The sequence below is a fragment of the Arthrobacter sp. GW822-FHT05G07 genome (genome assembly GCF_058799755.1).
Map to the genome: position 1 here is coordinate 269,129 of NZ_JBXALT010000005.1, position 23,525 is coordinate 292,653.

At 60.4% G+C, this 23,525-nt stretch carries 25 protein-coding genes; 15 read left to right on the forward strand and 10 right to left on the reverse strand.

Annotated elements, in window-relative coordinates:
• Positions 1 to 9 precede the first annotated feature (9 nt).
• Both ctaD and AC1RJY_RS10470 read left to right on the forward strand, forming a co-directional pair.
• Entirely contained in the window at positions 10 to 1,734 is a 1,725-nt protein-coding gene (gene ctaD, locus AC1RJY_RS10465; RefSeq protein ID WP_011774899.1) for an aa3-type cytochrome oxidase subunit I, read from the forward strand.
• Positions 1,731 to 2,132: a cytochrome c oxidase subunit 4 gene (locus AC1RJY_RS10470; RefSeq protein ID WP_011774898.1), complete on the forward strand. Its 402-nt coding sequence runs from the start codon at positions 1,731 to 1,733 to the stop codon at positions 2,130 to 2,132. The genes ctaD and AC1RJY_RS10470 overlap by 4 nt, the downstream gene beginning before the upstream one ends.
• 116 nt (positions 2,133 to 2,248) lie before the next feature.
• On the opposite strand, the gene AC1RJY_RS10475 is transcribed toward AC1RJY_RS10470, so the two are convergent.
• Positions 2,249 to 2,542 carry an HPr family phosphocarrier protein gene (locus AC1RJY_RS10475; RefSeq protein WP_187329876.1) on the reverse strand — a complete coding sequence of 98 codons (294 nt, stop codon included), beginning with the start codon at positions 2,540 to 2,542 and terminating at the stop codon, positions 2,249 to 2,251.
• 156 nt (positions 2,543 to 2,698) lie between these two features.
• Between AC1RJY_RS10475 and AC1RJY_RS10480 the strand changes: the two genes are divergently transcribed.
• Positions 2,699 to 3,487 carry a GntR family transcriptional regulator gene (locus AC1RJY_RS10480; protein WP_498602262.1) on the forward strand — a complete coding sequence of 263 codons (789 nt, stop codon included), beginning with the start codon at positions 2,699 to 2,701 and terminating at the stop codon, positions 3,485 to 3,487.
• 109 nt (positions 3,488 to 3,596) lie between these two features.
• Here the strand turns inward: AC1RJY_RS10480 and qcrB are convergent, their stop codons facing one another.
• The 4 genes from qcrB to ctaE form a co-directional block, all read right to left on the reverse strand.
• Entirely contained in the window at positions 3,597 to 5,270 is a 1,674-nt protein-coding gene (gene qcrB, locus AC1RJY_RS10485; protein WP_014921947.1) for a cytochrome bc1 complex cytochrome b subunit, read from the reverse strand.
• The gene (gene qcrA / locus AC1RJY_RS10490) at positions 5,248 to 6,318 is read right to left on the reverse strand and encodes a cytochrome bc1 complex Rieske iron-sulfur subunit (RefSeq protein ID WP_043470287.1); all 1,071 of its coding nucleotides are present in this window, start codon (positions 6,316 to 6,318) and stop codon (positions 5,248 to 5,250) included. Before qcrA ends, qcrB begins: the two co-directional genes overlap by 23 nt.
• Positions 6,319 to 6,413: 95 nt before the next feature.
• Complete coding sequence (qcrC, locus tag AC1RJY_RS10495) at positions 6,414 to 7,202, reverse strand: cytochrome bc1 complex diheme cytochrome c subunit (protein ID WP_011774893.1); 789 nt, start codon at positions 7,200 to 7,202, stop codon at positions 6,414 to 6,416.
• 88 nt (positions 7,203 to 7,290) lie between these two features.
• On the reverse strand, positions 7,291 to 7,929 hold the full coding sequence (gene ctaE / locus AC1RJY_RS10500) for an aa3-type cytochrome oxidase subunit III (protein WP_081589141.1): 639 nt from the start codon (positions 7,927 to 7,929) through the stop codon (positions 7,291 to 7,293).
• 148 nt (positions 7,930 to 8,077) lie between these two features.
• Here ctaE and trpD point away from each other — a divergent pair, with 148 nt between their 5' ends.
• A complete protein-coding gene (gene trpD, locus AC1RJY_RS10505) occupies positions 8,078 to 9,136 on the forward strand; it encodes an anthranilate phosphoribosyltransferase (protein WP_011774891.1) in 1,059 nt (352 codons plus the stop codon).
• A gap of 18 nt (positions 9,137 to 9,154) precedes the next feature.
• Here the strand turns inward: trpD and AC1RJY_RS10510 are convergent, their stop codons facing one another.
• Together AC1RJY_RS10510 and AC1RJY_RS10515 are read right to left on the reverse strand one after the other, a co-directional pair.
• Positions 9,155 to 9,433 carry an Lrp/AsnC family transcriptional regulator gene (locus tag AC1RJY_RS10510; RefSeq protein WP_014921945.1) on the reverse strand — a complete coding sequence of 93 codons (279 nt, stop codon included), beginning with the start codon at positions 9,431 to 9,433 and terminating at the stop codon, positions 9,155 to 9,157.
• A gap of 73 nt (positions 9,434 to 9,506) precedes the next feature.
• Positions 9,507 to 9,896, reverse strand: a complete 390-nt coding sequence (locus AC1RJY_RS10515) for a DUF3054 domain-containing protein (protein WP_011774889.1) — start codon at positions 9,894 to 9,896, stop codon at positions 9,507 to 9,509.
• Positions 9,897 to 10,024: 128 nt separating this feature from the next.
• Here AC1RJY_RS10515 and AC1RJY_RS10520 point away from each other — a divergent pair, with 128 nt between their 5' ends.
• From AC1RJY_RS10520 to AC1RJY_RS10540, 5 genes are all read left to right on the forward strand, one after another.
• Positions 10,025 to 10,402 (forward strand): VOC family protein, encoded by a 378-nt coding sequence (locus AC1RJY_RS10520; RefSeq protein WP_043806109.1) that lies wholly within the window; start codon positions 10,025 to 10,027, stop codon positions 10,400 to 10,402.
• 145 nt (positions 10,403 to 10,547) lie between these two features.
• Complete coding sequence (locus AC1RJY_RS10525) at positions 10,548 to 11,003, forward strand: VOC family protein (protein WP_210063786.1); 456 nt, start codon at positions 10,548 to 10,550, stop codon at positions 11,001 to 11,003.
• Positions 11,004 to 11,094: 91 nt separating this feature from the next.
• A complete protein-coding gene (locus tag AC1RJY_RS10530) occupies positions 11,095 to 11,523 on the forward strand; it encodes a VOC family protein (RefSeq protein ID WP_210063787.1) in 429 nt (142 codons plus the stop codon).
• Between the two features lie 361 nt (positions 11,524 to 11,884).
• Complete coding sequence (locus AC1RJY_RS10535) at positions 11,885 to 12,481, forward strand: hypothetical protein (RefSeq protein WP_498602263.1); 597 nt, start codon at positions 11,885 to 11,887, stop codon at positions 12,479 to 12,481.
• 408 nt (positions 12,482 to 12,889) lie between these two features.
• The gene (locus AC1RJY_RS10540; protein WP_498602264.1) at positions 12,890 to 13,108 is read left to right on the forward strand and encodes a hypothetical protein; all 219 of its coding nucleotides are present in this window, start codon (positions 12,890 to 12,892) and stop codon (positions 13,106 to 13,108) included.
• 171 nt (positions 13,109 to 13,279) lie between these two features.
• On the opposite strand, the gene AC1RJY_RS10545 is transcribed toward AC1RJY_RS10540, so the two are convergent.
• Positions 13,280 to 15,673 carry an ATP-binding cassette domain-containing protein gene (locus AC1RJY_RS10545; protein ID WP_498602295.1) on the reverse strand — a complete coding sequence of 798 codons (2,394 nt, stop codon included), beginning with the start codon at positions 15,671 to 15,673 and terminating at the stop codon, positions 13,280 to 13,282.
• A 131-nt stretch (positions 15,674 to 15,804) separates the two neighbouring features.
• On the opposite strand from AC1RJY_RS10545, the gene AC1RJY_RS10550 reads away from it, so the two are divergent.
• From AC1RJY_RS10550 to AC1RJY_RS10560, 3 genes are read left to right on the forward strand one after another with little or no spacing between them, the layout of a single operon-like run.
• On the forward strand, positions 15,805 to 16,941 hold the full coding sequence (locus AC1RJY_RS10550; RefSeq protein WP_011774884.1) for a type III polyketide synthase: 1,137 nt from the start codon (positions 15,805 to 15,807) through the stop codon (positions 16,939 to 16,941).
• On the forward strand, positions 16,938 to 17,675 hold the full coding sequence (locus AC1RJY_RS10555) for a class I SAM-dependent methyltransferase (protein ID WP_498602265.1): 738 nt from the start codon (positions 16,938 to 16,940) through the stop codon (positions 17,673 to 17,675). The genes AC1RJY_RS10550 and AC1RJY_RS10555 overlap by 4 nt, the downstream gene beginning before the upstream one ends.
• Positions 17,668 to 18,798: an FAD-dependent oxidoreductase gene (locus tag AC1RJY_RS10560; RefSeq protein WP_498602266.1), complete on the forward strand. Its 1,131-nt coding sequence runs from the start codon at positions 17,668 to 17,670 to the stop codon at positions 18,796 to 18,798. The genes AC1RJY_RS10555 and AC1RJY_RS10560 overlap by 8 nt, the downstream gene beginning before the upstream one ends.
• 18 nt (positions 18,799 to 18,816) lie before the next feature.
• On the opposite strand, the gene AC1RJY_RS10565 is transcribed toward AC1RJY_RS10560, so the two are convergent.
• The gene (locus AC1RJY_RS10565) at positions 18,817 to 19,224 is read right to left on the reverse strand and encodes a nuclear transport factor 2 family protein (protein ID WP_011774881.1); all 408 of its coding nucleotides are present in this window, start codon (positions 19,222 to 19,224) and stop codon (positions 18,817 to 18,819) included.
• 53 nt (positions 19,225 to 19,277) lie between these two features.
• Between AC1RJY_RS10565 and AC1RJY_RS10570 the strand changes: the two genes are divergently transcribed.
• A complete protein-coding gene (locus AC1RJY_RS10570) occupies positions 19,278 to 19,952 on the forward strand; it encodes a peptide deformylase (protein WP_210063790.1) in 675 nt (224 codons plus the stop codon).
• Between the two features lie 21 nt (positions 19,953 to 19,973).
• Here the strand turns inward: AC1RJY_RS10570 and AC1RJY_RS10575 are convergent, their stop codons facing one another.
• A complete protein-coding gene (locus AC1RJY_RS10575; protein ID WP_014921936.1) occupies positions 19,974 to 21,989 on the reverse strand; it encodes a S9 family peptidase in 2,016 nt (671 codons plus the stop codon).
• Positions 21,990 to 22,058: 69 nt separating this feature from the next.
• Between AC1RJY_RS10575 and AC1RJY_RS10580 the strand changes: the two genes are divergently transcribed.
• Together AC1RJY_RS10580 and AC1RJY_RS10585 are read left to right on the forward strand one after the other, a co-directional pair.
• Positions 22,059 to 22,901 (forward strand): methyltransferase domain-containing protein, encoded by an 843-nt coding sequence (locus tag AC1RJY_RS10580; protein WP_498602267.1) that lies wholly within the window; start codon positions 22,059 to 22,061, stop codon positions 22,899 to 22,901.
• 80 nt (positions 22,902 to 22,981) lie between these two features.
• The gene (locus AC1RJY_RS10585; RefSeq protein WP_043471323.1) at positions 22,982 to 23,443 is read left to right on the forward strand and encodes an NfeD family protein; all 462 of its coding nucleotides are present in this window, start codon (positions 22,982 to 22,984) and stop codon (positions 23,441 to 23,443) included.
• The last annotated feature ends 82 nt before the right edge of the window (positions 23,444 to 23,525 follow it).

A 23,525-nucleotide genomic window follows, 5' to 3' on the forward strand; every position in this document is an offset into this window, starting at 1 on the left:
GGGAGCGACGTGGCTACGTACACTCAATCCGCACCGGGGGTCCTAGAAGCTCCCGTAGTTCCTAAATCCAAGGGACGCATCGTCGTCAACTGGATTACCTCCACGGACCACAAGACCATCGGGTACATGTACCTGATTGCGTCATTCGTGTTCTTCTGCCTCGGTGGCGTCATGGCGCTGCTGATTCGTGCTGAACTGTTCGAACCCGGTATGCAGATCCTGCAGACCAAAGAGCAGTACAACCAAATGTTCACCATGCACGGCACCGTGATGCTCCTGATGTTCGCTACGCCTCTGTTCGCTGGCTTCGCCAACGTGATCATGCCGCTGCAGATCGGCGCGCCCGACGTTGCATTCCCGCGACTGAATGCCCTGGCTTTCTGGTTCTTCCTCTTTGGTTCAACCATCGCTGTTTCCGGATTCATCACCCCCCAGGGTGCTGCCTCCTTTGGTTGGTTCGCCTACGCGCCATTGTCGAACACGACGTTCAGTCCCGGCGTCGGTGGTGACCTTTGGGTCTTCGGCCTTGCCCTCTCCGGCTTCGGCACAATCCTTGGTGCCGTCAACTTCATCACCACCATCATTTGCATGCGCGCCCCGGGCATGACCATGTGGCGCATGCCCATCTTCACCTGGAACACGCTGGTTACCGCGATCCTGGTCCTGATGGCCTTCCCGCCGCTTGCTGCAGCACTGTTCGCACTCGGTGCGGATCGCCGCTTCGGTGCCCACATCTTCGACCCCGAAAACGGCGGTGCAGTCCTTTGGCAGCACCTGTTCTGGTTCTTCGGTCACCCCGAGGTGTACATCATCGCCCTGCCGTTCTTCGGCATTGTTTCGGAGATCTTCCCGGTCTTCAGCCGCAAGCCGATCTTCGGCTACAAGGGTCTTGTCTACGCAACGATCGCCATCGCCGCCTTGTCCGTTACTGTGTGGGCCCACCACATGTATGTGACCGGTTCAGTGCTGCTGCCGTTCTTCGCCTTCATGACCATGCTCATCGCAGTTCCCACGGGCGTGAAGTTCTTCAACTGGATCGGCACCCTATGGCAGGGTTCCATCACTTTTGAGACGCCCATGCTCTGGAGCATCGGCTTCCTGGTGACGTTCCTCTTCGGTGGCCTCACAGGCATCATCCTGGCCTCGCCACCGTTGGACTTCCACGTATCGGACTCGTACTTCGTTGTAGCCCACTTCCACTACGTGGTGTTCGGTACGGTCGTGTTCGCCATGTTCGCAGGGTTCTACTTCTGGTGGCCCAAGTGGACCGGCAAGATGCTCAACGAGCGTCTCGGCAAGATCCACTTCTGGCTGCTGTTCCTCGGCTTCCACGGCACGTTCCTGATCCAGCACTGGTTGGGCGTTGAGGGTATGCCGCGTCGTTACGCCGACTACATGCCGCAGGATAACTTCACGTGGATGAACCAGTTCTCCACCATTTCCTCCTTCGTCCTTGGCGCTTCGCTCCTGCCGTTCTTTTGGAACGTCTACATCACCTGGCGCAGCAACAAGAAGGTGGAAGTGGACGACCCGTGGGGCTTCGGTGCTTCGCTGGAATGGGCAACTTCCTGCCCGCCGCCGCGCCACAACTTCACCTCCTTGCCCCGTATTCGCTCCGAGCGCCCGGCTCTGGACCTTCACCACCCGGAGTTGGCGCAGGTTCACACCGCCGAGGCCCCGTCACCCGCAGCAGCTGTCTTGGGTAACGCCGACCAAAGGGACGTCAGCAAATGAAAATTGAATCGTGGCTCTTCGGAGCCGGTGTCTTCTTCTTCGTCCCCGTAGCCATCGCCTATGGTTTCCTGACGGAATGGTCTGAATGGGTTGGTGTCCTGGGCATCCTCCTGGTCGGTGGACTTGCCGGCATGATTGGTGCCTACCTCGGGTTCACGGGTAAGCGAATTGGCTTGCGTCCCGAAGACCGCCCCGACGCAGAGATCCACGAAGGCGCCGGCGAGCAGGGGCACTTCAGCCCTTGGAGCTGGTGGCCGCTGGTTCTCGGTTTGGCTTGTGCCGGTGGATTCCTCGGCCTCGCCATCGGCTTCTGGGTAACCTACGTTGCTGGCGGTCTTGCGTTGATTGCCTTGGTTGGCTGGGTCTTCGAGTACAGCCGTGGCGATCACGCCCACTAAGTAGCTGTAGTACAACGAAGGGCCCCACCTCTTGGTGGGGCCCTTCGTCTTTAAGTACTGTTTCCGATTCCGACCCTCTGGCGACGCCGAGGTGGTCTGATGGAGCTGAGGGGCTGTCAGCGGGCTTGTGTGCCCTCCAGGACAGCCGAGAGAGCGACGAGGGCATTCTCGACCTCGGGAAGAGTGTGACCGGCGCTGAGTGCCTCTGGAGCTACTGCGAGGAAAACTTCGCACCCCTGTTCAAAGTCCTCTGTCATGACCTCCAAAAGCGAGCGGGCGTCCACGGGCAGGCCGTCCTGCTTGCGGATAGTGATCGGCAGTCCTGTTTCGGTGACGGCTCGGACAAATACTGCGGCCGCCCGAGCGTGCAGCCCGATTTCTGCGGCGACGAAGGTTTTCTGCTCCGGCAACCCAGCTCCTTTGGTACGACGGATCGCCCGCCTGAAAAATGATCCATACCAGCGTAGCCGCAGGGGCCGGACCCGTTCCACATTCAGCCCCACTGGTCTAGACCTCCGGCCGGCTGAATTATCCTTGAAGCATGACTCAATTGCTGGAAGACTGCCGTGGCTGAAGCAGCAAGCATTGCCGGCGAGATCGACCGCGCCAGCGGCACACCCATCTACGTTCAGCTACGCGAGATTTTACGGTCGTTTATTGCCCAGTCCTGCCCGCCCGGTTCTGCGCTGCCCTCTGAACGGGATCTATCGGAACGGTTCGGACTGGCCAGGATGACTGTTCGTCAGGCCATTGATGCTTTGGTTGGCGAAGAAGTCATAGAGCGCGTGGTGGGGCTGGGCACCTTCGTCAGGAAGCCAAAGCTGGATCTACAGGTGAAGTTGACCTCCTACAGCGAGGAGATGCAGCGCCGAGGTATGGTGCCCGCCGCTAAGGTTCTAAGCTTCGAACAAATCGCTGCCAGTGCATTCCTTGCAAGGGAGCTGCAACTCGAAGAAGGCACACCGCTGGTGCGTTTCAGGCGGCTTCTGTTGGCTGACAACGAACCCATGAGCGTGGATGAGAACTTCATTCCAGCACACCGGGTGCCAGGCTTGCTCGATGAGGCGCCTCCAACCTCGCTCTACAACGTCCTGAGCGAACGCTTTGGCCTGGTCATGGAGTGGGGTGAGGACATGATCGAGGCCACTGCGGCGTCTCCGTCCACTGCCAGACTTCTCAACGTCGATGTCGGCGCCCCGCTGCTCAAGATCCAGCGTCACGCCTTCGTTGCCCGGGCAATGGTGGACTACTCGGTCTCGTACTACAGGGCTGACCGCTATAAACTTTGGGTTCCCTTGCAACGCCCCGGCATTCGTCCCACCCGAAACTACTCGTCGGGGTACCGCACCCAATAACCATGTGCTACCCGTAGCCCTGGATGTTCGTGGGGTAGGACAAAAGACATAAGAAAAGGGCCCGGTCCATGCGGACCGGGCCCTTCCCCTTATGTTTGAGAGCTAAGCGCTAGTGGCTCAGGCTCTTCTGGTCTTCACCAGCTGCGATGGCCTCGTGGTGGCCATGAGCGTGCGCTGCTTCGAGTTCCGCCGGTGTCGCCGGGGCAACACGGTCTTCGAAGAACCAGCGGGAAAGTGCCGCGCGGCGCTTCTCCTTGCGGGTGACCACTCCGTGCTCGTTCGGCTGGGCCGGGATGGGAGCAGGTGATTCGAACCCGACGAGCTTGTAACGCTTGTACTCATCCAGCGGGGCGTGAACCTCAATGAACTCACCATGGGGGAGTCGGACAATGCGTCCTGTCTCACGGCCATGAAGTGCAATTTCGCGGTCCTTGCGCTGGAGGGCCAGTGCAATGCGCTTGGTCACGATGAAGGCGATAACCGGGCCGATGAAGAACAGCGTCCGGAGCCAGTACGTCACATCGTTCAACGACACGTGGAAGTGCGTTGCGATGAGGTCGGAACCAGCGGCTGCCCACATCACGCAGTACCAGGTGAAGCCTGCAACGCCGATCGCGGTGCGGGTCGGGGCGTTGCGCGGACGGTCCAGAACATGGTGTTCGCGGTTGTCCTTGGTGACCCAGCGTTCGATCCAGGGGTACATGAACAGCACGGTGAAGATGATTCCCGCGGGCACGAGTGCCGGAAGCAGAACATTCAGCGTCAGGGTGCGTCCAAAGATGACCCATTCGAAATGGAAGTCGTTGATGACACCCGGCATGAGGCGCAAGGCGCCGTCGACGAACCCGATGTACCAGTCAGGCTGGGTACCGGCCGAAACCGGGGAGGGGTCGTAAGGGCCGTAGTTCCAGATCGGGTTGATCGTGAAGGCTGCCGCCATGAGGGCGAGGACACCGAAGACGATGAAGAAGAATCCACCGGCCTTGGCAGCGTATACCGGGCCGAGGGGGTAGCCGACGACGTTGCCGTCATTGCGGCCGGGACCGGGGTACTGGGTGTGCTTGTGCACGACCACCATGAAGAGGTGGATGACAATCATCAGGAGGATCAGCGCCGGAACCAGGAGGATATGCAGCACGTACAAACGGCCGATGATAGCCGTACCCGGGAACTCTCCACCGAAGAGGAAGAACGACGTGTACGTTCCGATGACCGGAATGGACTTGATAACACCGTCAATGATGCGCAGGCCGTTGCCGGACAGCAGGTCATCGGGGAGTGAGTAGCCCGTGAAGCCGGCAGCCATAGCCAGGATGAGCAGCACGCCGCCCACAACCCAGTTCATTTCGCGGGGCTTGCGGAAAGCGCCCGTGAAGAAGACGCGCAGCATATGCACACCCAGAGACGCCACGAACAGCAGAGCTGCCCAGTGGTGAACCTGACGCATGAACAGACCGCCGCGGACGTCGAACGAGATGTTCAGCGAAGAGCTGTAGGCAACAGACATTTCGACGTTGTATAGCGGTGTGTAGGAACCCTGGTAGTGGGTTTCCGCCATTGACGGATCGAAGAAGAAGGTCAGGAAGGTACCTGACATCAGCAAGATGACGAAGGAGTACAGCGCCACCTCACCGAACATGAACGACCAGTGGTCGGGGAAGACCTTCCGGCCGAACTCGCGCAGGATGCCGGAGCCGCCAACACGCTCGTCCACGAAGTTGGTGAAACTACCAACCTTGGTCTTCGGAACGAAGGGGGCTTCAGCTGTTGATGAGGCGCTCATGCTCGTCACGCTCCCAGTAACTCGGTCCTACAGGTTCTCTGAAGTCGCTGGTGGCGACGAGGTAGCCCTCTGCGTCAACTGCGATGGGCAGCTGGGGGAGCGGACGGCTTGCCGGTCCGAAGATGACCTTGCATTCCTGCGTGAGGTCAAACGTGGACTGGTGGCAGGGGCACAGGAGGTGGTGCGTCTGCTGCTCGTAAAGAGCAACCGGGCAACCGACGTGCGTGCAGATCTTGGAGTAAGCAACAATGCCGTTGTAGCTCCAGTTTTCGCGTCCCTCCGAGGGGTTCAAGGAGTCCGGGTCCAGGCGCATCAGGAGAACGACGGCTTTGGCCTTTTCGTTCAGCTTGCCTTCGTGGAGCTCATTGAGGCCTTCGGGGATGACATGGAAGGCAGAACCGATGGTGACGTCCGAAGCCTTGATGGGGGTGCCATCAGGGTCGCGGGTCAGTCGCTTGAGCTTGTCGCCCTCGGGCGCCCACATCGTATGTGCCAAAGCGTTGTCCGGCCGCGGGCCCAAATCGCCGAAGATGGCAAGGGCAGGCAGAGGAGCAAGTGCAACGGCACCAAGAAGGGTGTTGCGGATCAGCGGGCGGCGCTTGATGCCGGTCTCGTCCACGATGTCGTCGACGATGCGGACTGCTGCCTGGCGATCTTCTTCAGTACGGATAGCGTGGCGCTCTTCAGACACTTCGTGATCGGGCATCAGGGCTTTGGCCCAGTGCACGATTCCGGTGCCGATTCCCAGCATTGCAAAGGCCGTACCGAGCCCCAGAAGGAGGTTCTGGGTGCGGATGGTCGCAATGGAGGTATCTTCGCCCAAGTCAATGGCAAAGTATGCCACCAGGAACACCAGCGTACCGATTACAGAGGTGCCAAACAGAATGGCTACCTGACGCTCGGCGCGCTTTGCGGCTACCGGGTCCGTGTCAGCCAGGCGCAAACGATGCGGAGGGAGCCCAGGATCCTGGAACTTCTCCACCTCATTCTGACCAGCCGTAGCTACGGTGCCCGAGTGGTTCGGACTGCCGTCACTATGGTTGCCCATAATTCGCCTCATCCTTCTCTCGTTGTCTCGGCCGGGGCCGAGTTATTTTCAGTTTCAAACTGCTGACCTGCAGCAGAAGTTTTGTCCTGTCCGGACTAAGACGTGCGGGACGTCAACCAGATCGTGAATGCGATGATGACACCCAAGCCGGCAACCCAAACGAACAGGCCTTCAGATACCGGGCCAAGCGAGCCAAGGTCCGCGCCACCGGGGGATCCGTTGGCTTCGATGGTCTTCAGGAAGGTGATGATGTCGCGCTTGTCCTCAGGGGTGACGTTCGAGTCACTGAAGACGGGCATGTTCTGCGGACCGGTAACCATGGCCTCGTAAATGTGCTCAGGGCTCACACCTGCCAACGCGGGGGCAAACTTGCCGCGGGTCAGGGCGCCACCGGCCGCGGCGGCATTGTGGCACATGGCGCAGTTGACACGGAAGAGTTCGCCACCGTTGGCTGCGTCTCCCTTTCCGTCGAGGAGGTGTTCCTCGGGGATGGCCGGACCTGCGCCGAGGGATGCAACGTAAGCAGAGAGCTGCTTAGTCTGTTCCGCATTGAACTGGGCGGGCTTCTGCTGGGCCTGCGGGCCGCTCATCTGCATGGGCATACGGCCGGTGCCAACCTGGAAGTCAACTGCAGCAGCACCCACGCCGACCAGCGAGGGGCCGTCCTGGGTTCCGCTGGCACCCATGCCGTGGCAGGTGGCGCAGTTGGCGGCAAAGAGCTTGCCGCCTTCTTCTACGTCACTTGCGCTGAAGCTTGTGGTGCTGGCCTTGGCCTGGTTGACAGTTGTGGCAACGGCGTACAGCCCACCAGTGAGGAGGAGGCCCATCAGCAACAGCGCAATGGCTGCCAGTGGGTGACGTCGCTTCTGCGAGAGTGCCTTCACGTGGTGGTTCCTTTATTCGATCCTGCGTCGGCTCCGTGAGCCGCTTCTTGAAATTCTGCCTCTTGTAGAAAAAGAGTCAAAGCCGGGCTTACTTGAGGACGTAGATGACCAGGAAGAGGCCGATCCACACAACGTCAACGAAGTGCCAGTAGTACGAGGTGACGATCGCCGACGTCGCTTCAAAGTGTCCGAACTTCTTGGCTGCAAACGCGCGGCCGATGATGAACAGGAACGCGATCAGGCCGCCAATGACGTGAAGGCCGTGGAAGCCTGTGGTCATGTAGAAGGCCGAGCCGTAAGCGTTGGACGACAGGGATACATGCTCGGAGACGAGCATCGCGTATTCCATGGTCTGGCCGGCTACGAAGAAGGCACCCATGACGAACGTGAGGGAGAACCATTCGGTCATGCCCCAACGCGTGAACTGCAGGAGCCCACCGGTACGGCGCGGCTCGAGCCGCTCGGCGGCAAAGACGCCCATCTGGCAAGTAAAGGAACTTGCCACAAGGACGATGGTGTTGACGAGCGCAAACGGGAAGTTGAGCTTGGCCGTCTCCTCGGCCCACATCGTTCCGGATGTGGAGCGCAGGGTGAAGTACATGGCAAAGAGGCCGGCGAAGAACATCAACTCACTGGACAGCCAAACTACGGTTCCAACAGAAACCAAGTTGGGGCGGTTCAGCGTCGGGTGCGCCGGGGTACTGGGGGCATGGGTCGCAGATGTCACAAGGACATTATGTCTGTAAAAGTCCAGAGTTCCCAATGCAAACCACCGATTCGGGAGACTTTTTCTACAAAGACGCGAATTCGCGCGGAAAAGTTCCCGGTCGGGTTCACATTGGTCATCGGCGTGGCTGGCTCGATAGCATCAGGGAGTGACTTCTCCGGCATCGGCACCTGCAGCCAGCAATACCTGGCCAGGCCTCATCTCTGCACTGATCAACGGCGACGACCTTGCAGTGGGCAACACAGAGTGGGCTATGAACACCATCATGGCCGGAGAAGCGACTCCGGCGCAGATCGCCGGCTTCCTGGTGGCACTCCGCGCCAAGGGGGAAACGGTGGAAGAGCTGGCCGGCCTGGTTGAGGCCATGGTTCAGCACGCCAATCCGATCGATATCTCCGGTGAGAAGCTGGACATCGTAGGAACTGGGGGAGACCGGCTGAACACCGTGAATATCTCCACCATGGCCGCGCTCGTGGCTGCCGGCGCCGGGGCCAAGGTTGTGAAGCACGGCAACAGGGCTGCTTCTTCCGCTTCGGGTTCGGCCGATGTTCTGGAGGCTTTGGGTGTCCGCTTGGATCTTTCGATCGAGCAGGTGGCACGGAACGCCGAAGAGGCGGGAATCACATTTTGTTTTGCCCAGGTCTTCCACCCATCGTTCCGCCACACAGCTGTTCCTCGCCGTGAACTGGCTGTGCCCACTGCGTTCAATTTCCTGGGACCGATGACCAACCCTGCACATGTTCAGGCCTCGGCCGTGGGCGTAGCCAACGCTCGCATGGCGCCGTTGGTGGCCGGGGTGCTGGCCCGACGCGGCAGCCGGGGCCTGGTCTTCCGGGGTGACGATGGCCTGGACGAGTTGACCCCTACCGGGCCATCGACCGTCTGGGAATTCAGGAACGGAACAGTCAAGGAGCAGGTGTTTACGCCGGCCGATCTCGGAATCCGCCCGTCGACAGTTGCAGACCTTCGCGGAGGCGACGCTGCCGCTAATGCGGCCGTGGTTCGAGAGATCCTCGATGGTAAGACCGGTCCGGTGCGTGACGCAGTTCTTCTGAATGCCGCGGCTGGCTTGGTGTCCATCGATCTCCATGCCGAAGGAAGCCTTGAGCAGCGGATGCGCACCGCATTCGCCCGGGCAGCAGAATCCGTCGACTCCGGCAAAGCCGCCGAAGTACTCGCCAAGTGGACGGCCCTCAGCCAAAGCTGATGACCGGCAGTCCTGCTGTTACTCGAATCCGAGAGCGAAGGCTGCGTCCAGGTCATGCTGTGAATATGCCCTGAAGGCTATGTGAGTAGTGGTGTGAACCACTGAAGCAACCTTGGACAGGCGATCGGCGATCACATCTGCGAGCTCGTCGTGCTTGCTGACCCGGGCAACCGCGATAAGATCCCACTCGCCCGTGACGGAGTAGACCTCGCTGATGCCCTGGATAGCCGAGATTTGTTCGGCGGTCTCCGGTATGCGCGAGGCATCGGTCTTGATCAGGACGAAAGCGGTGATCACGTGGGGCCTTTCCGGAAAATGCATCGTTGCGGACGTTTTCCAGCCTAGTGCATTCCTTTCGGCAGGGGCTTGATCACACCCGGCGTTGCCGTTTGCGCGATGCCCGCAAAAGCATCGCTGCGAGAAGCCGGTATCCCAGAAGGAAGACGCCGAGGGTGATCAAAGCCACCAGCACGAACGGCAGCACCACGACTTGGCCTGTGGCTGCCCTCAACAACATGCCCACCACTACTGCGCCGATCCATATGCACACCCCGGATGGCCACATGCCCAAGGGTGAGCGCCATGCACGCGTTACCGCCCAAGCGATGGCTGCTCCGGCCAAGAACGGCCACGCTGTGGCAAAAGCTCCCGAAATAATATCTCCGCGGGCGTGCGCGTCCCGGCCGATGGCGGCGAAGACAAGAACCAGCAAAAGGTCGGCAATGGCTGCGGGGATCCAGAGTCGTGATGGGGAAGACATACTCATGACACTATCCGGGTGTCCCTCCGGCGCGAAGTTGGCGCCCGTGCCGCAGCTCTTGCGTATCGCCCCTTGGGCCGCCACCATGAGCGCAAGTGCCCATGTGTCAGCCCAACCAGGAGGAGACCATGCGATTTGTTCAGGTGGCCCAGCACGCCGACGACCTTCAAAGGGCAGCTGCCTTCTACGCTGCACTCTTGGACGCCGAGCCGAGCGCCCTCTTTGATCCCCCTGGTCTCCTGTTCTTTGATGTGGGTGGAGTCCGCCTCCTGCTGGAGAAAGGTGCACCGTCGTCGCTGCTGTACCTCGAAGTGGCAGATCTTGACGGAACAGTGGCAGCACTTCGGCGCCGTGGAGTCCGTATCATCGCCGATCCGCACATGATTTATGCGCACGAGGACGGCACTCTGGGGCCGGCCGGTTCGGAAGAATGGATGGCGTTCATTGAGGATAGCGAGGCCAACACCGTGGGTCTGGTGAGCCGGATCCGCACGGCGGGGGACTGAGCAGAAGATAAGTGCTTCAGTACCTCGGCGCCAGGTGCCGCATGAGTGGTCCCTTGGACTCGCCGTCGGGCGTTGTGTGGGCGATCACACGGTACTAGCCTGACGGGGGACAAAGCAGTTCCCGGCTACCTTGGAGGAGCGGCACATGCAGAAGATTTCCACCTGTTTATGGTTTGACGGGCAAGCGAGCGAAGCGGCCGAGTTCTACACATCGACGTTCGATCATTCGTCCATGGGGCAAACGACGCCCGGGCCCGATGGAACCACCCTGACTGTTGAATTCAAGATCGAGGGCAGGGAGTTCTTGGGGCTCAATGGGGGACCGGCTTTCACGTTCAATGAGGCGGTCTCGCTGGTTGTGAACTGCGACTCCCAAGAGGAGGTTGACAGGTACTGGGGCGCGCTTCTGGTCGGGGGAGAGGAGAGCCAGTGCGGATGGCTTAAGGACAAGTTCGGATTGTCGTGGCAGATCGTTCCCACGGCCATGTCGGGACTGTTGAGCGGTCCCGATCCCGCAGGTGCTCAGCGCGCTATGGAGGCCATGTTGAAGATGCGGAAACTCGACATCAATATCCTCCAAAAGGCGTACGACGGCGACTGAAAGCAATGGGGGACAGGCGCGTGTTGGCGCTGTTAACATTGCCGCACACCGATGTGTGACCATCACCACTACAAACGAGGAGAACTGACCAATGACAACCCGCCTCAACCCCTACATCTCGTTTCGGGACAACGCCCGGGATGCAGTCACTTTTTACGAATCCGTCTTTGGCGGTGAACTGAACATCAGCACTTTCGGCGACTATCAGGCCAGCGAAGATCCAGCCGAGGCGAACAAGGTCATGCATGCCATGCTGGAATCTCCGAGCGGATTGACGCTGATGGCCGCGGATACCCCAAACGGCATGGCGTACAACCCCGGTGACAACATTTCGGTCTCCTTGAGCGGAGACTCATCGGACGAGGCGGAACTTCGCGGGTATTGGGACAAGCTGGTGGATGGCGGCACGGTCACCGTGCCGCTTGAGATGGCGCCCTGGGGTGACACTTTCGGAATGTGCGTGGATAAGTTCGGTATCGGCTGGCTGGTCAACATTGCAGGAGCGCAGCAGGCTCAATAACTCTGCTCGTTGCCGGCCGAAGTCCGGCGGCTTAGGACAACAACAGGGATGCCTATCCGGATTACCGGGTGGGCATCCTTTTTGGTTCCCGGCCCGATTGAGCACACGGCTGGAGCTCGCCTGCTTGTCACAGAGCCCGTTGATTTTGTCACAAATACTGTATGAGAAATGAAGAAAGTGAGATAGTTGTGTCAACTAAACGCTTGGTTAGGGCTTTGTAATCATTCAATCCCGCCTTGTCGCGGCAACATCTGCGTGATAACGTTTCGCTTGCTATTGCATATGGGGGTTCCACAAGTTATTTACGTAGCGGTTACGCCGTCATTTACGTAGATTTACTCATTGATCTCAAGGGAAACAAATGAAAAAGACCATCACAACTCTTATGGTTGCGGGAACCGTCATGTTCGCTGGTATTGCACCAGCCGTAGCCAGCACCTACCCGGCGCCAGGCAATGAGCAAGGAACCGTCTCGGACGGCACGATTGACCGCGGTGAAACCATCACCTTCGCCGCCGGCGGATACCTCCCAGGCGAAACCGTCAACATCACTTTCGAGAAGAGGGGTGGACCACAGGGGAGCGCTCCAGCGAACTTCAGCGTTATCGCCAACGGTGAAGGCGCCATTACTACGAGCGTCACCTTCGAAGACGCCGGAAGCTTCATGATTACAGCCGTTGGTTCAGAGTCCGGAGTTACTCGCTCTGCACGGGTGGCTGTAAACAACGGCAACCACGGACGCGGAAACAATGGCAACGGTAAGGGGAGTGGCAACCATGATTCCGACTTCGTTGCTGTCTCCAGCGTCACGGACGCTCGTGCGGCAGTAGGGCCGGAGAAGTTGGCTACTGATCCCGGCCTCATTGTTTGGGGGCTGGCTGGAGCAGGCGTGCTGGCAGCGGGCGCCGCCTCGGTAGTGATTGCACGCCGACGTTCTGGCGCCACGCCCTCCGATTAGACATTATCCATAAAGGCAGGGTGGGTGTCTCTTTGAGGGAACACCCACCCTGTTTGTGTTGCAACCCGCGAATTTTGCTGGCTACTCAAAGTTGGCAGGATGGTCGAAATTTTTAGTTCTGCAAATTCCGTCGAATTCTTTGAATAACTGTGTTGAATTAGCGGCCCGTCTGTAGAGAATATCCTGTTGCGTCGCAGGTGATGCCAGCGGGTGAAGGATCCGAAGGGCAGAGGAGGGGTGATCACACATCAGATGCAATAATCACAGTTCAACTTTACATAATGTAGATTATCGGCGTTAAACCCGCGGGAGTAGAAGTAGCTGCCAGAACGCCCGTTCCTTGCCAAGACCGCCGTTGCTGAATGATGCCATGATGATCCAATGAAGGCTTCCGAGAGGTTTCTAGACTTGGCCAAGAGGATCCTGGACGGTGACGATTCCAAAATCGTGGCACAGGAGCTGGAAGGCGTCCTCATCGAGGAGCACCTCGACGATGAACAAATGGACGATCTGCTTTACGCGCTTTCGCTCTATGCCCCGGGAGACGGTCCGGAGTACTTCGACGCCCATCAACTTCGCATTGTGTTGGCCGAGCTCCGCCAACTCGCCATCGATGACGACACGTAGTATCGGCCTGGGCGAGATGCAGCCCAGACAGGCAGCTCTAACTAGGTAACGTATCCTCCAAGGCCAGCTACTCCCGGCTCATGAATAACCGTGCATGCCAGTTTGGAGAGGATCTGGGGAGCGGCTGATGTGGTCGCTTCGAGCGCCGTCGCAACGACCACACCAAGGACGTTACTTTGAGACGTACGCAGCCAGGTGCTTGCCCGTCAGCGTCGACTGCCCGGCCGCAAGCTCAGCCGGCGTTCCGGCGAAAACGATCTTGCCGCCGTCGTGTCCGGCGCCTGGTCCGAGGTCGATGATCCAGTCGGCATGTGCCATGACGGCTTGGTGGTGTTCGATGACAATCACCGACTTTCCGGTTGCAACCAGACGATCCAGCATGCCCAGCAGATTTTGGACATCGGCCAGGTGCAGGCCGGTGGTCGGCTCGTCGAGAATGTAAATTTCTCCCTTTTCGGACATCTGCGTCGCCAGCTTGAGCCGCTGGCGCTCACCGCCGGACAAGGTGGTCAGCGGCTGCCCAAGCGTCAGGTAGCCCAGTCCAACATCGGCAAGACGATCGAGAATCTTGTGGGCAGCCGGGGTCCGCGCCTCGCCTTCGCTGAAGAAAACCTCAGCCTCATCTACAGACATTGCAAGCACTTCTGCAATATTGCGACCCCCCAGTCGATACTCTAGAACAGAGGCCTGAAAGCGCTTTCCCTCGCATTCTTCACAGGGCGACTCGACAGTGGCCATGACACCGAGATCCGTGTAAATGACACCCGCTCCATTGCACGTGGGGCACGCGCCCTCGGAGTTCGAGCTGAAGAGCGCAGGCTTGACGCCGTTGGCCTTGGCGAACGCCTTACGAATGGGTTCCAGGAGTCCCGTGTACGTGGCGGGGTTGCTTCTGCGGGATCCCCGAATGGCACCCTGATCGATCACCAGGACACCGTCCCGCTTGGCTACGGAACCATGAATCAGTGAACTCTTGCCCGAGCCGGCCACCCCGGTGAGGACGCAAAGAACGCCAAGGGGAATGTCGACGTCGACGTTTTTGAGGTTGTTTGTGGAGGCACCACGGATTTCCAAGTGGCCGGAGGCAGATCGCACGCTGTCTTTGATGGATGCGCGATCGTCCAGATGGCGACCCGTGATTGTGTCGCTCCCCCGCAATCCCTCAAGGTCACCCTCGAAGCACACGGTGCCGCCTCCGGTGCCGGCGCCAGGACCCAGATCGATGACGTGGTCCGCGATCGCGATGGTTTCCGGCTTGTGTTCCACCACCAGCACTGTGTTGCCCTTGTCGCGAAGCTGCAGCAGCAGCTGGTTCATGCGCTCGATGTCGTGGGGGTGCAGCCCAATGGTTGGTTCGTCAAAGACATAGGTGATGTCCGTGAGGGACGACCCCAGATGCCGGATCATCTTGGTCCGCTGGGCCTCTCCCCCGGACAACGTGCCGGCCGGCCGGTCAAGGGACAGGTAACCCAATCCGATGCCGGCGAAAGAATCGAGAAGGTGCTGGAGGCCCTTGAGCAAAGGAGCTACGGAGGGTTCATCAAGCTCGCGAACCCAGCCTGCGAGGTCGCTGATCTGCATGGTGCAGACATCCGCGATGCTCTTGCCTCTAATTTTGGAAGACCTCGCCTCGGGGCTCAGCCTGGTGCCTTCACACTCCGGGCACGTGGTGAAGGTAATGGCCCGTTCCACGAAGGCACGAATGTGCGGCTGCAAAGCATCGACGTCCTTGCTGAGCATCGACTTCTGGATCTTGGGGATCACGCCCTCGTACGTGAGGTTGATGCCCTCCACCTTGATCTTGGTGGGTTCACGGTAGAGGAGATCGTGCAGTTCCTTCTTGGTGAACTTGGAGATGGGCTTGTCCATATTGAAGAACCCTGAGCCACTGAAGATGCGCCCATACCAGCCATCCATGGTGTATCCCGGAATGGTCAGGGCGCCTTCGCTCAGGGATTTGGTCTCGTCGTAGAGAGCCGTGAGATCGAAGTCGTTGACCGAACCCATGCCCTCACAGCGGGAGCACATGCCACCCAGCCGGTTAAAGGTCGCTTTCTCGGTCTTCGTTTTGCCTTCGCCACGTTCCACGGTGATGGCGCCGCTGGCCTTCACCGTGGGCACGTTGAAGGAATAGGCGTTGGGCGAACCAATGTGTGGCTGGCCAAGCCGGCTGAACAGGATACGCAACATGGCGTTGGCGTCGGTGGCGGTGCCCACGGTAGAGCGCGGGTTGGAGCCCATGCGTTCCTGGTCCACGATGATGGCCGTCGTCAGTCCTTCGAGCACGTCCACATCTGGCCGGGCCAGGGACGGCATGAAGCCCTGGACAAAAGCACTGTAGGTCTCGTTGATCATGCGCTGCGACTCTGCAGCGATGGTGGCGAAGACCAGCGAACTCTTCCCGGAACCGGAAACACCCGTGAAGACCGTCAGTCGGCGCTTCGGGATCTCAACACTGACGTCCTTCAGGTTGTTTTCGCGTGCGCCTTGAACCCGGATCAGATCATGGGTATCGGCCGCGTGCCATGCAGGAGATTGCTTGTCGGTACTCGCAGCAATAGTCATCATTTCTCCATCTGTTAGGCGGCGCGGTCCAACAGTCCCCCGTCGGCGTCGCCTGGTTCTTACTGACCAACCTCGGTCAGTACGATCGATTCTGCCATTGTCTTCCCAGCTTTACTCGCTAAGAATGAAGCATGCCGGTATACATGAGGTCCCTTGAAACCGCAGTTCCGCAAACCATCCTCGTACAGCAGCAAGCCCGTGACGTCTTCGCATCACAGCCAGGCCTAACGCGGCTGGGTACCCGACTGGTCAGTACGTGTTTCGACTCTGCGGCAATTGACACCCGGTACACCGCGGTAGCGGAGCTCAGCCTTGATGCACGTGCCGAGAATCCGCAGTTTTTCGACCCCGAAACCAACCGGGTTCTGAGCCCCAGCACTAAAGTGCGCAACGAGATCTTTGCAACTGAAGCCACCAAATTGTTCGTGGAGGCCGGCAAGGCCGCAGTGGCCCAGGCGCCCGGGATCGACCTCGATGACATCACGCACGTCATCACCGTGTCCTGCACAGGGTTCTTCAACCCTGGTCCGGACTACAAGGTGGTCAGGGCCTTGGGGCTCAACCCCGCAGTGCAGCGGTACCATCTTGGCTTCATGGGCTGTTACGCAGCCTTCCCCGCCCTCAAGGCGGCCAAGCAGTTCTGCGTCGCTGACCCCGCCGCGGTTGTCCTGGTGATCTGTGTTGAACTGTGCTCCCTGCATGTGAGGACCTCGAACGATCCCGACACGATCATGGGGTCGGCGATTTTCGGTGACGGCGCGGCGGCCGCCGTCGTGACCGCGCGTGAGCTGCAGGGGCCGGAACCGGCCATCCGCCTGGACCACTTTGAAACCGTGCTGACACCTGTGGGCGAGGAAGCCATGGCCTGGAACATCGGTGACGAAGGGTTCGAGATGGTGCTGGGCTCGTACGTCCCGCACATTATTGAGGAACACATCACTGGTGCCCTTGCGCCGCTGCTTGCCAGGGAGCCTTCCTTGGCCGGCCTCCCTTACCGGGACATTACCCACTGGGCCATCCATCCCGGCGGCCGTAGCATCCTGGACAAGGTGGAGTCCAAGTTGGAACTCACCCAGGAACAGTTGGTTCCCGCGCGGGAAACGCTGAGGGAATACGGGAACATGAGCAGCGCTACTGTGCTGTTCGTCCTGAAGTACATGCTTGAACGGTCGGTCAGCGAACGTGAGGAAAGGATCTGTTCCATGGCGTTCGGCCCGGGCCTGACAGTTGAAACGGGACTCTTTACGCTGGTCTCGCCTGCGCTGTGAGTCCCTGGGGATCCCTACAAGAGAGGGATTTGGACGCCGTCGAGGAGATGGACAGGGAAGACTGCGACCCCAGGCGCCTCAACAGGACTTACGCCCGCTTCCCGGTGGTGAACAGGCTGCTTTCGGGGTGGCACCGGACGTATCGTCGACGACTTCGGCCGCTGTTGGCAGCCAATCGTGCGGTGTCATTGCTGGACATCGGATGCGGCAGCGGAGATGTGGCACGGAGCCTCGCGAAGTGGGCCCGACGGGATGGCTTCAGGCTCACAGTGACAGCGGTCGACCCGGATGAGAGAGCCTTCGCCTTTGCATCCCAAGCCCCTCGTATGGAGGGGGTCAGCTACCGTCAGGCGCACAGCTCAGAGCTCGTCGCGGAAGGCCGGACGTTTGACGTCGTCATCTCCAACCACATCCTCCACCACCTCGATCCCGCGCAACTTGCGGCGGTCCTCCACGATTCGGAGTTGTTGAGCCGGGGACTTTGCCTCCATAACGACCTCAATCGCAGCAATATCGCATACTTCTTGTTCCTGGCAGGATTTTGGCCTTTGGGCGTGGGCTCGTACATCTGCGGGGATGGTTTGACGTCCATCAGGCGCAGTTACACCGCGGCGGAACTGAAAGCAGCAGTCCCGGCCCCATGGACCGTGGAACCAAACGGACCGTGGCATCATCTCCTTGTCCATGCTCTTCCCCAGGCCCTTACCGAACACCGCGGGGAGAACCGTGTCTGACGTTGTGATTGTGGGGGCCGGCCCTGTGGGCCTGTTCATGGGCGTCCTGCTGCTTCAACGGGGATACCAGGTCCGCATTTTGGAGCGTCGAAGGGGCAGGAGCAACCGTTCCCGCGCGATCGGAATCCACCCCCCGGCCTTGGCCGAGCTGGCGCGGGCTGGAGTTGCCGAGGAACTCATGGCTGCCGGAGTCCACATCCAGCGCGGCGTGGCTTACAGCCGGAGACGACGGGTGGCGGAGCTCGCGTTCGACGGCGACGCTGCGTTTCCCTTCATCCTTGCCGTCCCGCAGACGTTCACCGAGGAAGTTCTGGAGCTGGCGGTACGGGATCTGGATGCCGGCGCCATCGTCCGGGGTGTCGATGTCCAGGAGATCAACCACGGCGGCGAAACCTTACACGTTCGCGGGGTTTCACCTTCCGGGAGCCTGGAAGCAGATGCACGCTTGGTAATAGCCGCAGACGGAGCGCACTCAACCATCCGTCCGCACTACCTGCCGGCCTTGCCGTTCCGCAGCTATCCGGACTGTTACATCATGGGCGATTTCCCGGATGACACGGGGCATGGCGCCGACGCCGTGTTGTACCTGGAACCCGAAGGAATCGTGGAGTCATTTCCTCTGCCAGGAGGCATCCGCAGATGGGTCGTCAGGCTGGGCGCACCGCACAAGAACCCGACGGCGGCGGGGCTGGCCCACCTGGTCACGGCCAGGACCGGTGAGGTACTGGACACAGCCGGCAATTCGATGTTGAGCGCTTTCGAAGTACGTTCGCGGCTGGCTCAGCGCATGGTTCACGGCAGGGTGGTGTTGCTGGGGGATGCCGCTCACGAGATCAGCCCCATCGGCGGGCAGGGCATGAACCTTGGCTGGTTGGATGCTGCAGCTCTGGCCCCCATCATTGATGCATCCTTTCGGGGTGCCGACGTAGGACGCGATGTGGCAAATTTCGAGAAGTCACGCAGGAAAGCGGCGCTTCGCGCTTCACGTCAGGCCGGCCTCAACATGGCCCTGGGCAGACCGCTCCCGCCTCCCGCCATGTCGGCAAGGAACACGCTTTTCGCAAGCGCCCTGGCCATACCGGCAATTTCAGAACTGGTGGAGCGCCGCTTCACCATGCGTTAGGTATTTCCGGGGCGCTAGCTATTCCGGCGTCGTGTAGTAACAGTCGTACGTGTCCTGGCTGATGATCAGCCCATCACGCAGCTCGAAAACGGCAGTGCTCCTGGCGCGAATGGTATCGCCGCGGTCCCAGTGCGGAAGGTCAAGCAGCAAAGTGGCCGACCAGTTCATTTCAAGCACCACTCGGTTTTCCTGGCTCGTAGTGCGGACCACGTCAAAGCGCTGATCGGAGACAATGTCCTTGCTGTGGTCGGCGCCAGACAAGGTCTCGGCCAGGTTCCGCGTGGAGCCCGTCTTGGACAAGGCATGCGGCCACTCAGTGAGTATGAAATCGTCGGCCAGGAAGGGCCGCAGTTCAGCAGCTCCGCCGCCGGCTTCAACCGTTCGAACAAACCCGAGTACACAATCCAGAGGGGTGGAATCGATCATTCGTCGAGCCTAGCCCACCGTCGGGATTGCCTTCATCGCGTTAGGCTCACTGTATGACCCACCAACCTCACCCTGAGGCCACGAGCCCCGCCACGGACTATAACCCAACCCAGATACGGGACGCGGTCCGCAGGTTGCTTGATGCAGAAGCGCTTCCGTCCATCGTGCAGGCCGGGCACCCCGTGTTGCGCCAGCTGGCGGCCCCCTACGACGGCCAAATTGACGATGCCGAGTTGGCGGCCTTCCTGGAGCGCATGAAGGAAGTCATGCACGACGCCCCGGGTGTCGGATTGGCCGCTCCCCAGCTGGGAATCCCCTTGCAGCTGGCCGTTCTGGAGGACAAATATGAGGTGGACCCGGAGTCGGCGGCGGTGCGTCACAGGGAACCATTGGAGTTCTTCGCCATCGTTAACCCGCAGTACCGTCCCCTCGGAACAGAAACTGCCTCATTTTATGAAGGGTGCCTCTCCGTCAGCGGATACCAAGCTGTAGTGACGCGTCACCGGAACGTGGAGCTGCGCTACACCAATCCAGCAGGCGAGCCCGTGGAAGAGTGGTTCTCTGGGTGGCAGGCGCGAATCGTGCAGCACGAAACAGACCACCTTCAGGGCATCCTGTACCTGGACCGGGCCGAACTGCGCTCATTGTCCAGTAATGCTGAGCACTCCGCCCGCTGGTTCGCGCCGAACATTGATGAGGCACGACGGGCCCTTGGATTCCTTCCCTGAGGCGGAAACCGGACTGTATGGCTAGCCCTCCTTGCGGTTCACGTCCGTAGGAAGGTACTTTGCCCACCATCGGAGGATGTGATCAAAGCGCTGCCTGCGGTGATGAGGCGTCCCGGACCGTGACAACTCGTGATCTTCCCCCGGGAAGATGAGCAATGACGTCTCCACGCCTTGGGCCTTCAGCTGCGCGTAGTAGCGCTGACCCTGTTCCATGGGGCAGCGTAGATCATTCTCGCTGTGAATAACCAGAGTAGGTGTATCAACGCGGGAGACTACAGCCATGGGACTTTGGGCCGCCATCTGTTCCGGGGTTCCCCCGGTGTACTCGGTCCCGAAGAACCAGCCAATATCAGCGGAACCCGCAAAGCTGACAGGGTCCAGGAAACCGCGCTCTACAATCGCACCCTTGAACCTGTGATCGTGGGCGATGGTCCACGCGGTCAGATAGCCGCCATACGAACCGCCCATGATCCCCACCCGTGTTTCATCCAGGACGGCAAACGAAGCCAACGCTGAGTCCAGGAACGCGAGCACGTCCTGCATGTCCACTGTGCCCATGCGTTCCTTGATGGCACGCCCGTGGGCTTGTCCGTAACCGGAGGACCCGCGTGGATTGCACATGACAACTGCGTACCCGGCAGCTGCGTATACCTGCGCTTCGTCGAAGAAAGCGCCGGTGTATTGGGAGAAGGGGCCTCCATGGATGGTGAGCAGGACGGGATGTGGGCCAGGGCCATCAGGCAGCACCACCCAACCGTGAACGGGTTGTCCATCGGTGGATTCGGCTTCGAAGTCCAAGGGTTCCGTTACACGGGAGTTGTTGCGCAAGGCGGCTGAGAAGTCCGTGAGAAGGCGGATCTCTCCTCGTTCCAGTGACGCGACATCTCCCACCGTTGAGGCATCTGAGAAACTCACGGCAATTTCGCCGTTGGCGGCCACTGTTGCCCCGACAACTACACGGTTGCCATGGACCAGTGGGGTGATCCCGCCCTCCGCCGTGACGTCCAGCAGTTCGACACTTCCCAGCGCTGTGTTCAGCACCAGGACGCTGGCCGGCCCGCTGGGTTCCAGAGGTCCCGATACGTCCAAATGTTCAACGTCCGTCAGGGCCGCCGCTTCTCCCCCGGCGATAGGCATGACGTACAGAACAGCATTTCGAGCCACGAAGTCCTTGCCGGTGTCACCCAGGTCCTGGGCCACGTAAAACAACCACCGGCCGTCTGTGGAGGCACGCACGGCCGTGACAGTCTGCAGCTTTTGCTTGAAAGGTTCGACGGCGGTCGGCTGACCGCCGTCGGCGGCGACCCGATAGACAGCGGTGACGAGGTCGTCGTCGTGTCCTTCATGGAGGGCGGCAATGAAGTAAAGGTGGGTGCCGTCAGCTGAAAAGCACGGCGACTCGTGGTCCGAGTCACCGTACGTGACCTGCTTGGCAGTTGGAATCCCCGTCGCCGTCCTGGTGGGCTGTTCGTGGGCGGCCCTCCCCCGCGGAGCAACAGCAGGTTCACCGCCCAACTCCGGGACCTCAACGACGAAAAGTTGCTGACGCTGATCGGAGGTATAACCGACGCCGTTCTGCTTGTACTGGTTGACAGCGATAAGCCGGGCGTCCTCGGCGCCGGAACCGACGCCGTCGACCGTTCCGTAGCGCCCCTGCTCCGGCACCCGGGCCTCGAAGGCAATCCGGTGCGAATCGGGCGCCCACACGAAACCACCTACACCGGCGTGCTGGTCCGTGATGCGCTGCGGTTCACCGCCGGCTGCCTCCACTACGTACAGTTGCGGTTTGCCGTTCGGGTCACTCCGAAGGAAGGCCAGGACAAGTCCATCGGGTGAGAACGCCGGCGAACTGTCCCTGAAGCCGCGCGTGATGCGTCGAGGAAACTTGGTGGTGTCCAGGGGAACATTCCACAACTGGCCCACATAGCTGTCGGCGTCAAAGTCAGGCCTCGTGACGGATACCACCGCCTTGGTTCCATCGGGGTGGATTGCCGGGGCGGACACTGAGTTCAGCAGGTGCAATTGCTCGGGTTTCACGTTGGTGAGCCTAGCCCGGCTGCTCTGCACCCGGCACCTGACACTCCGTCCCGCCGTAGGATTGAAGCCATGTTGTCCGACGCCGTTGCTGCCCTCCGCTGTCCTGTTTGCCAAGGGACGTTCCAGCTCAGGGAAGGCCGGCAGCGAACTCTCGCCTGCGAGGCCGGGCACCTGTTCGACGCAGCCAAACAGGGTTACTTCAACCTGCTGACGGGCAAAGGCACGGTCTTCGAAGCAGATTCGGCGGACATGGTGGCAGCCCGATACAGGTTTCTGGAGGCCGGACACTACTCCGGCCTTGCCCAGGCCGTCGCCCAAGCAGCCGCAGGATCACTCCGACGTCCCGACGCGCTGGTTCTCGACGCCGGTACCGGCACGGGCCACTACCTCCAGGCTGTCCTTGGCCGCTCCAAGGTGGCCGGAATCGGTGTGGATATTTCCAAATTCGCCCTGAGGCGCGCCGCCCGGCTCAATCCGCAGGCCGCAAACCTTGTATGGGACATTTGGCGTCCGCTGCCCATGGCGGACAACACTGCGGATGTGGTGACGGTGGTCTTTGCCCCGCGTAACCCCGCCGAGTTCGCCCGGGTGCTCCGGCCCGGAGGCTCGCTGATCGTTGTGACGCCCAGGCCGGGCCATCTCGCCGAAATCGCAGCCCGGACAGGCATGCTCGGCATTGAAGAAGGCAAAGAGGAGCGGCTGATGGACTCCATGCGGGACCATTTCCTCTCAGGCGCCAGCCAGAGCCTCGATCTCCCCCTGACGCTCAGCGGACCGGAGGTAGCTGACCTCGCCTACATGGGTCCAGCCGGGCATCACCTTCAGCGCGGACAATTGGCGGAATTGACCGCGGTGGAAGGCTCCGTGGCCACCAGCGCGAAGTTCCGAATCAGCGAATTTACCGTGTCCTGACGTGGGACGGTACGTCGGGCTAGGATGGAGGAACAGTGACTGTGATCCCGCTCGCGGGATCCGGGACCAAGGGGGAAATGATGTTTGAATGGCTCGGCGAGAATTGGTGGGCCCTCTGGCTCACGGTCTTCCTCGCGTTCGCGGTGGTGGAGATGCTTACCCTCGACCTCTTCTTCATCATGCTCGGTGGTGGTGCCCTTGCCGGACTGATCGCCGACTTCGCGGGGGCCGATTTCTGGCTCCAAATCGTGATCTTCTCCGTGGTCTCCCTCCTAATGATCGTCTTTGTCCGTCCTGTCGCCATGAAGCACCTGCATAAGGGACCAGCCGAACAGCGCAGCAATATCGACCGGCTCATCGGTCAGTCCGCTCTCGTCATCGAAGCCGTGAGTGGAACCAGTGGACTGGTCAAGATCGGCGGCGACGTATGGAGCGCCCGCAGCACGGCCGGTGTTCTCGACGCCGGTTCGACAGTTCAGGTCACCAGGATCGACGGCGCGACGGCGGTAGTCGCCTCGCCTGCCGAGAACAGCCCGCGCTAAGGCGCGCCCTTGAATTTCAGCGGTTGCCGGCCCGGGCAGCCTGCCAGGGCCACGCCGCATCAAACCACGCAATTGGGGAATG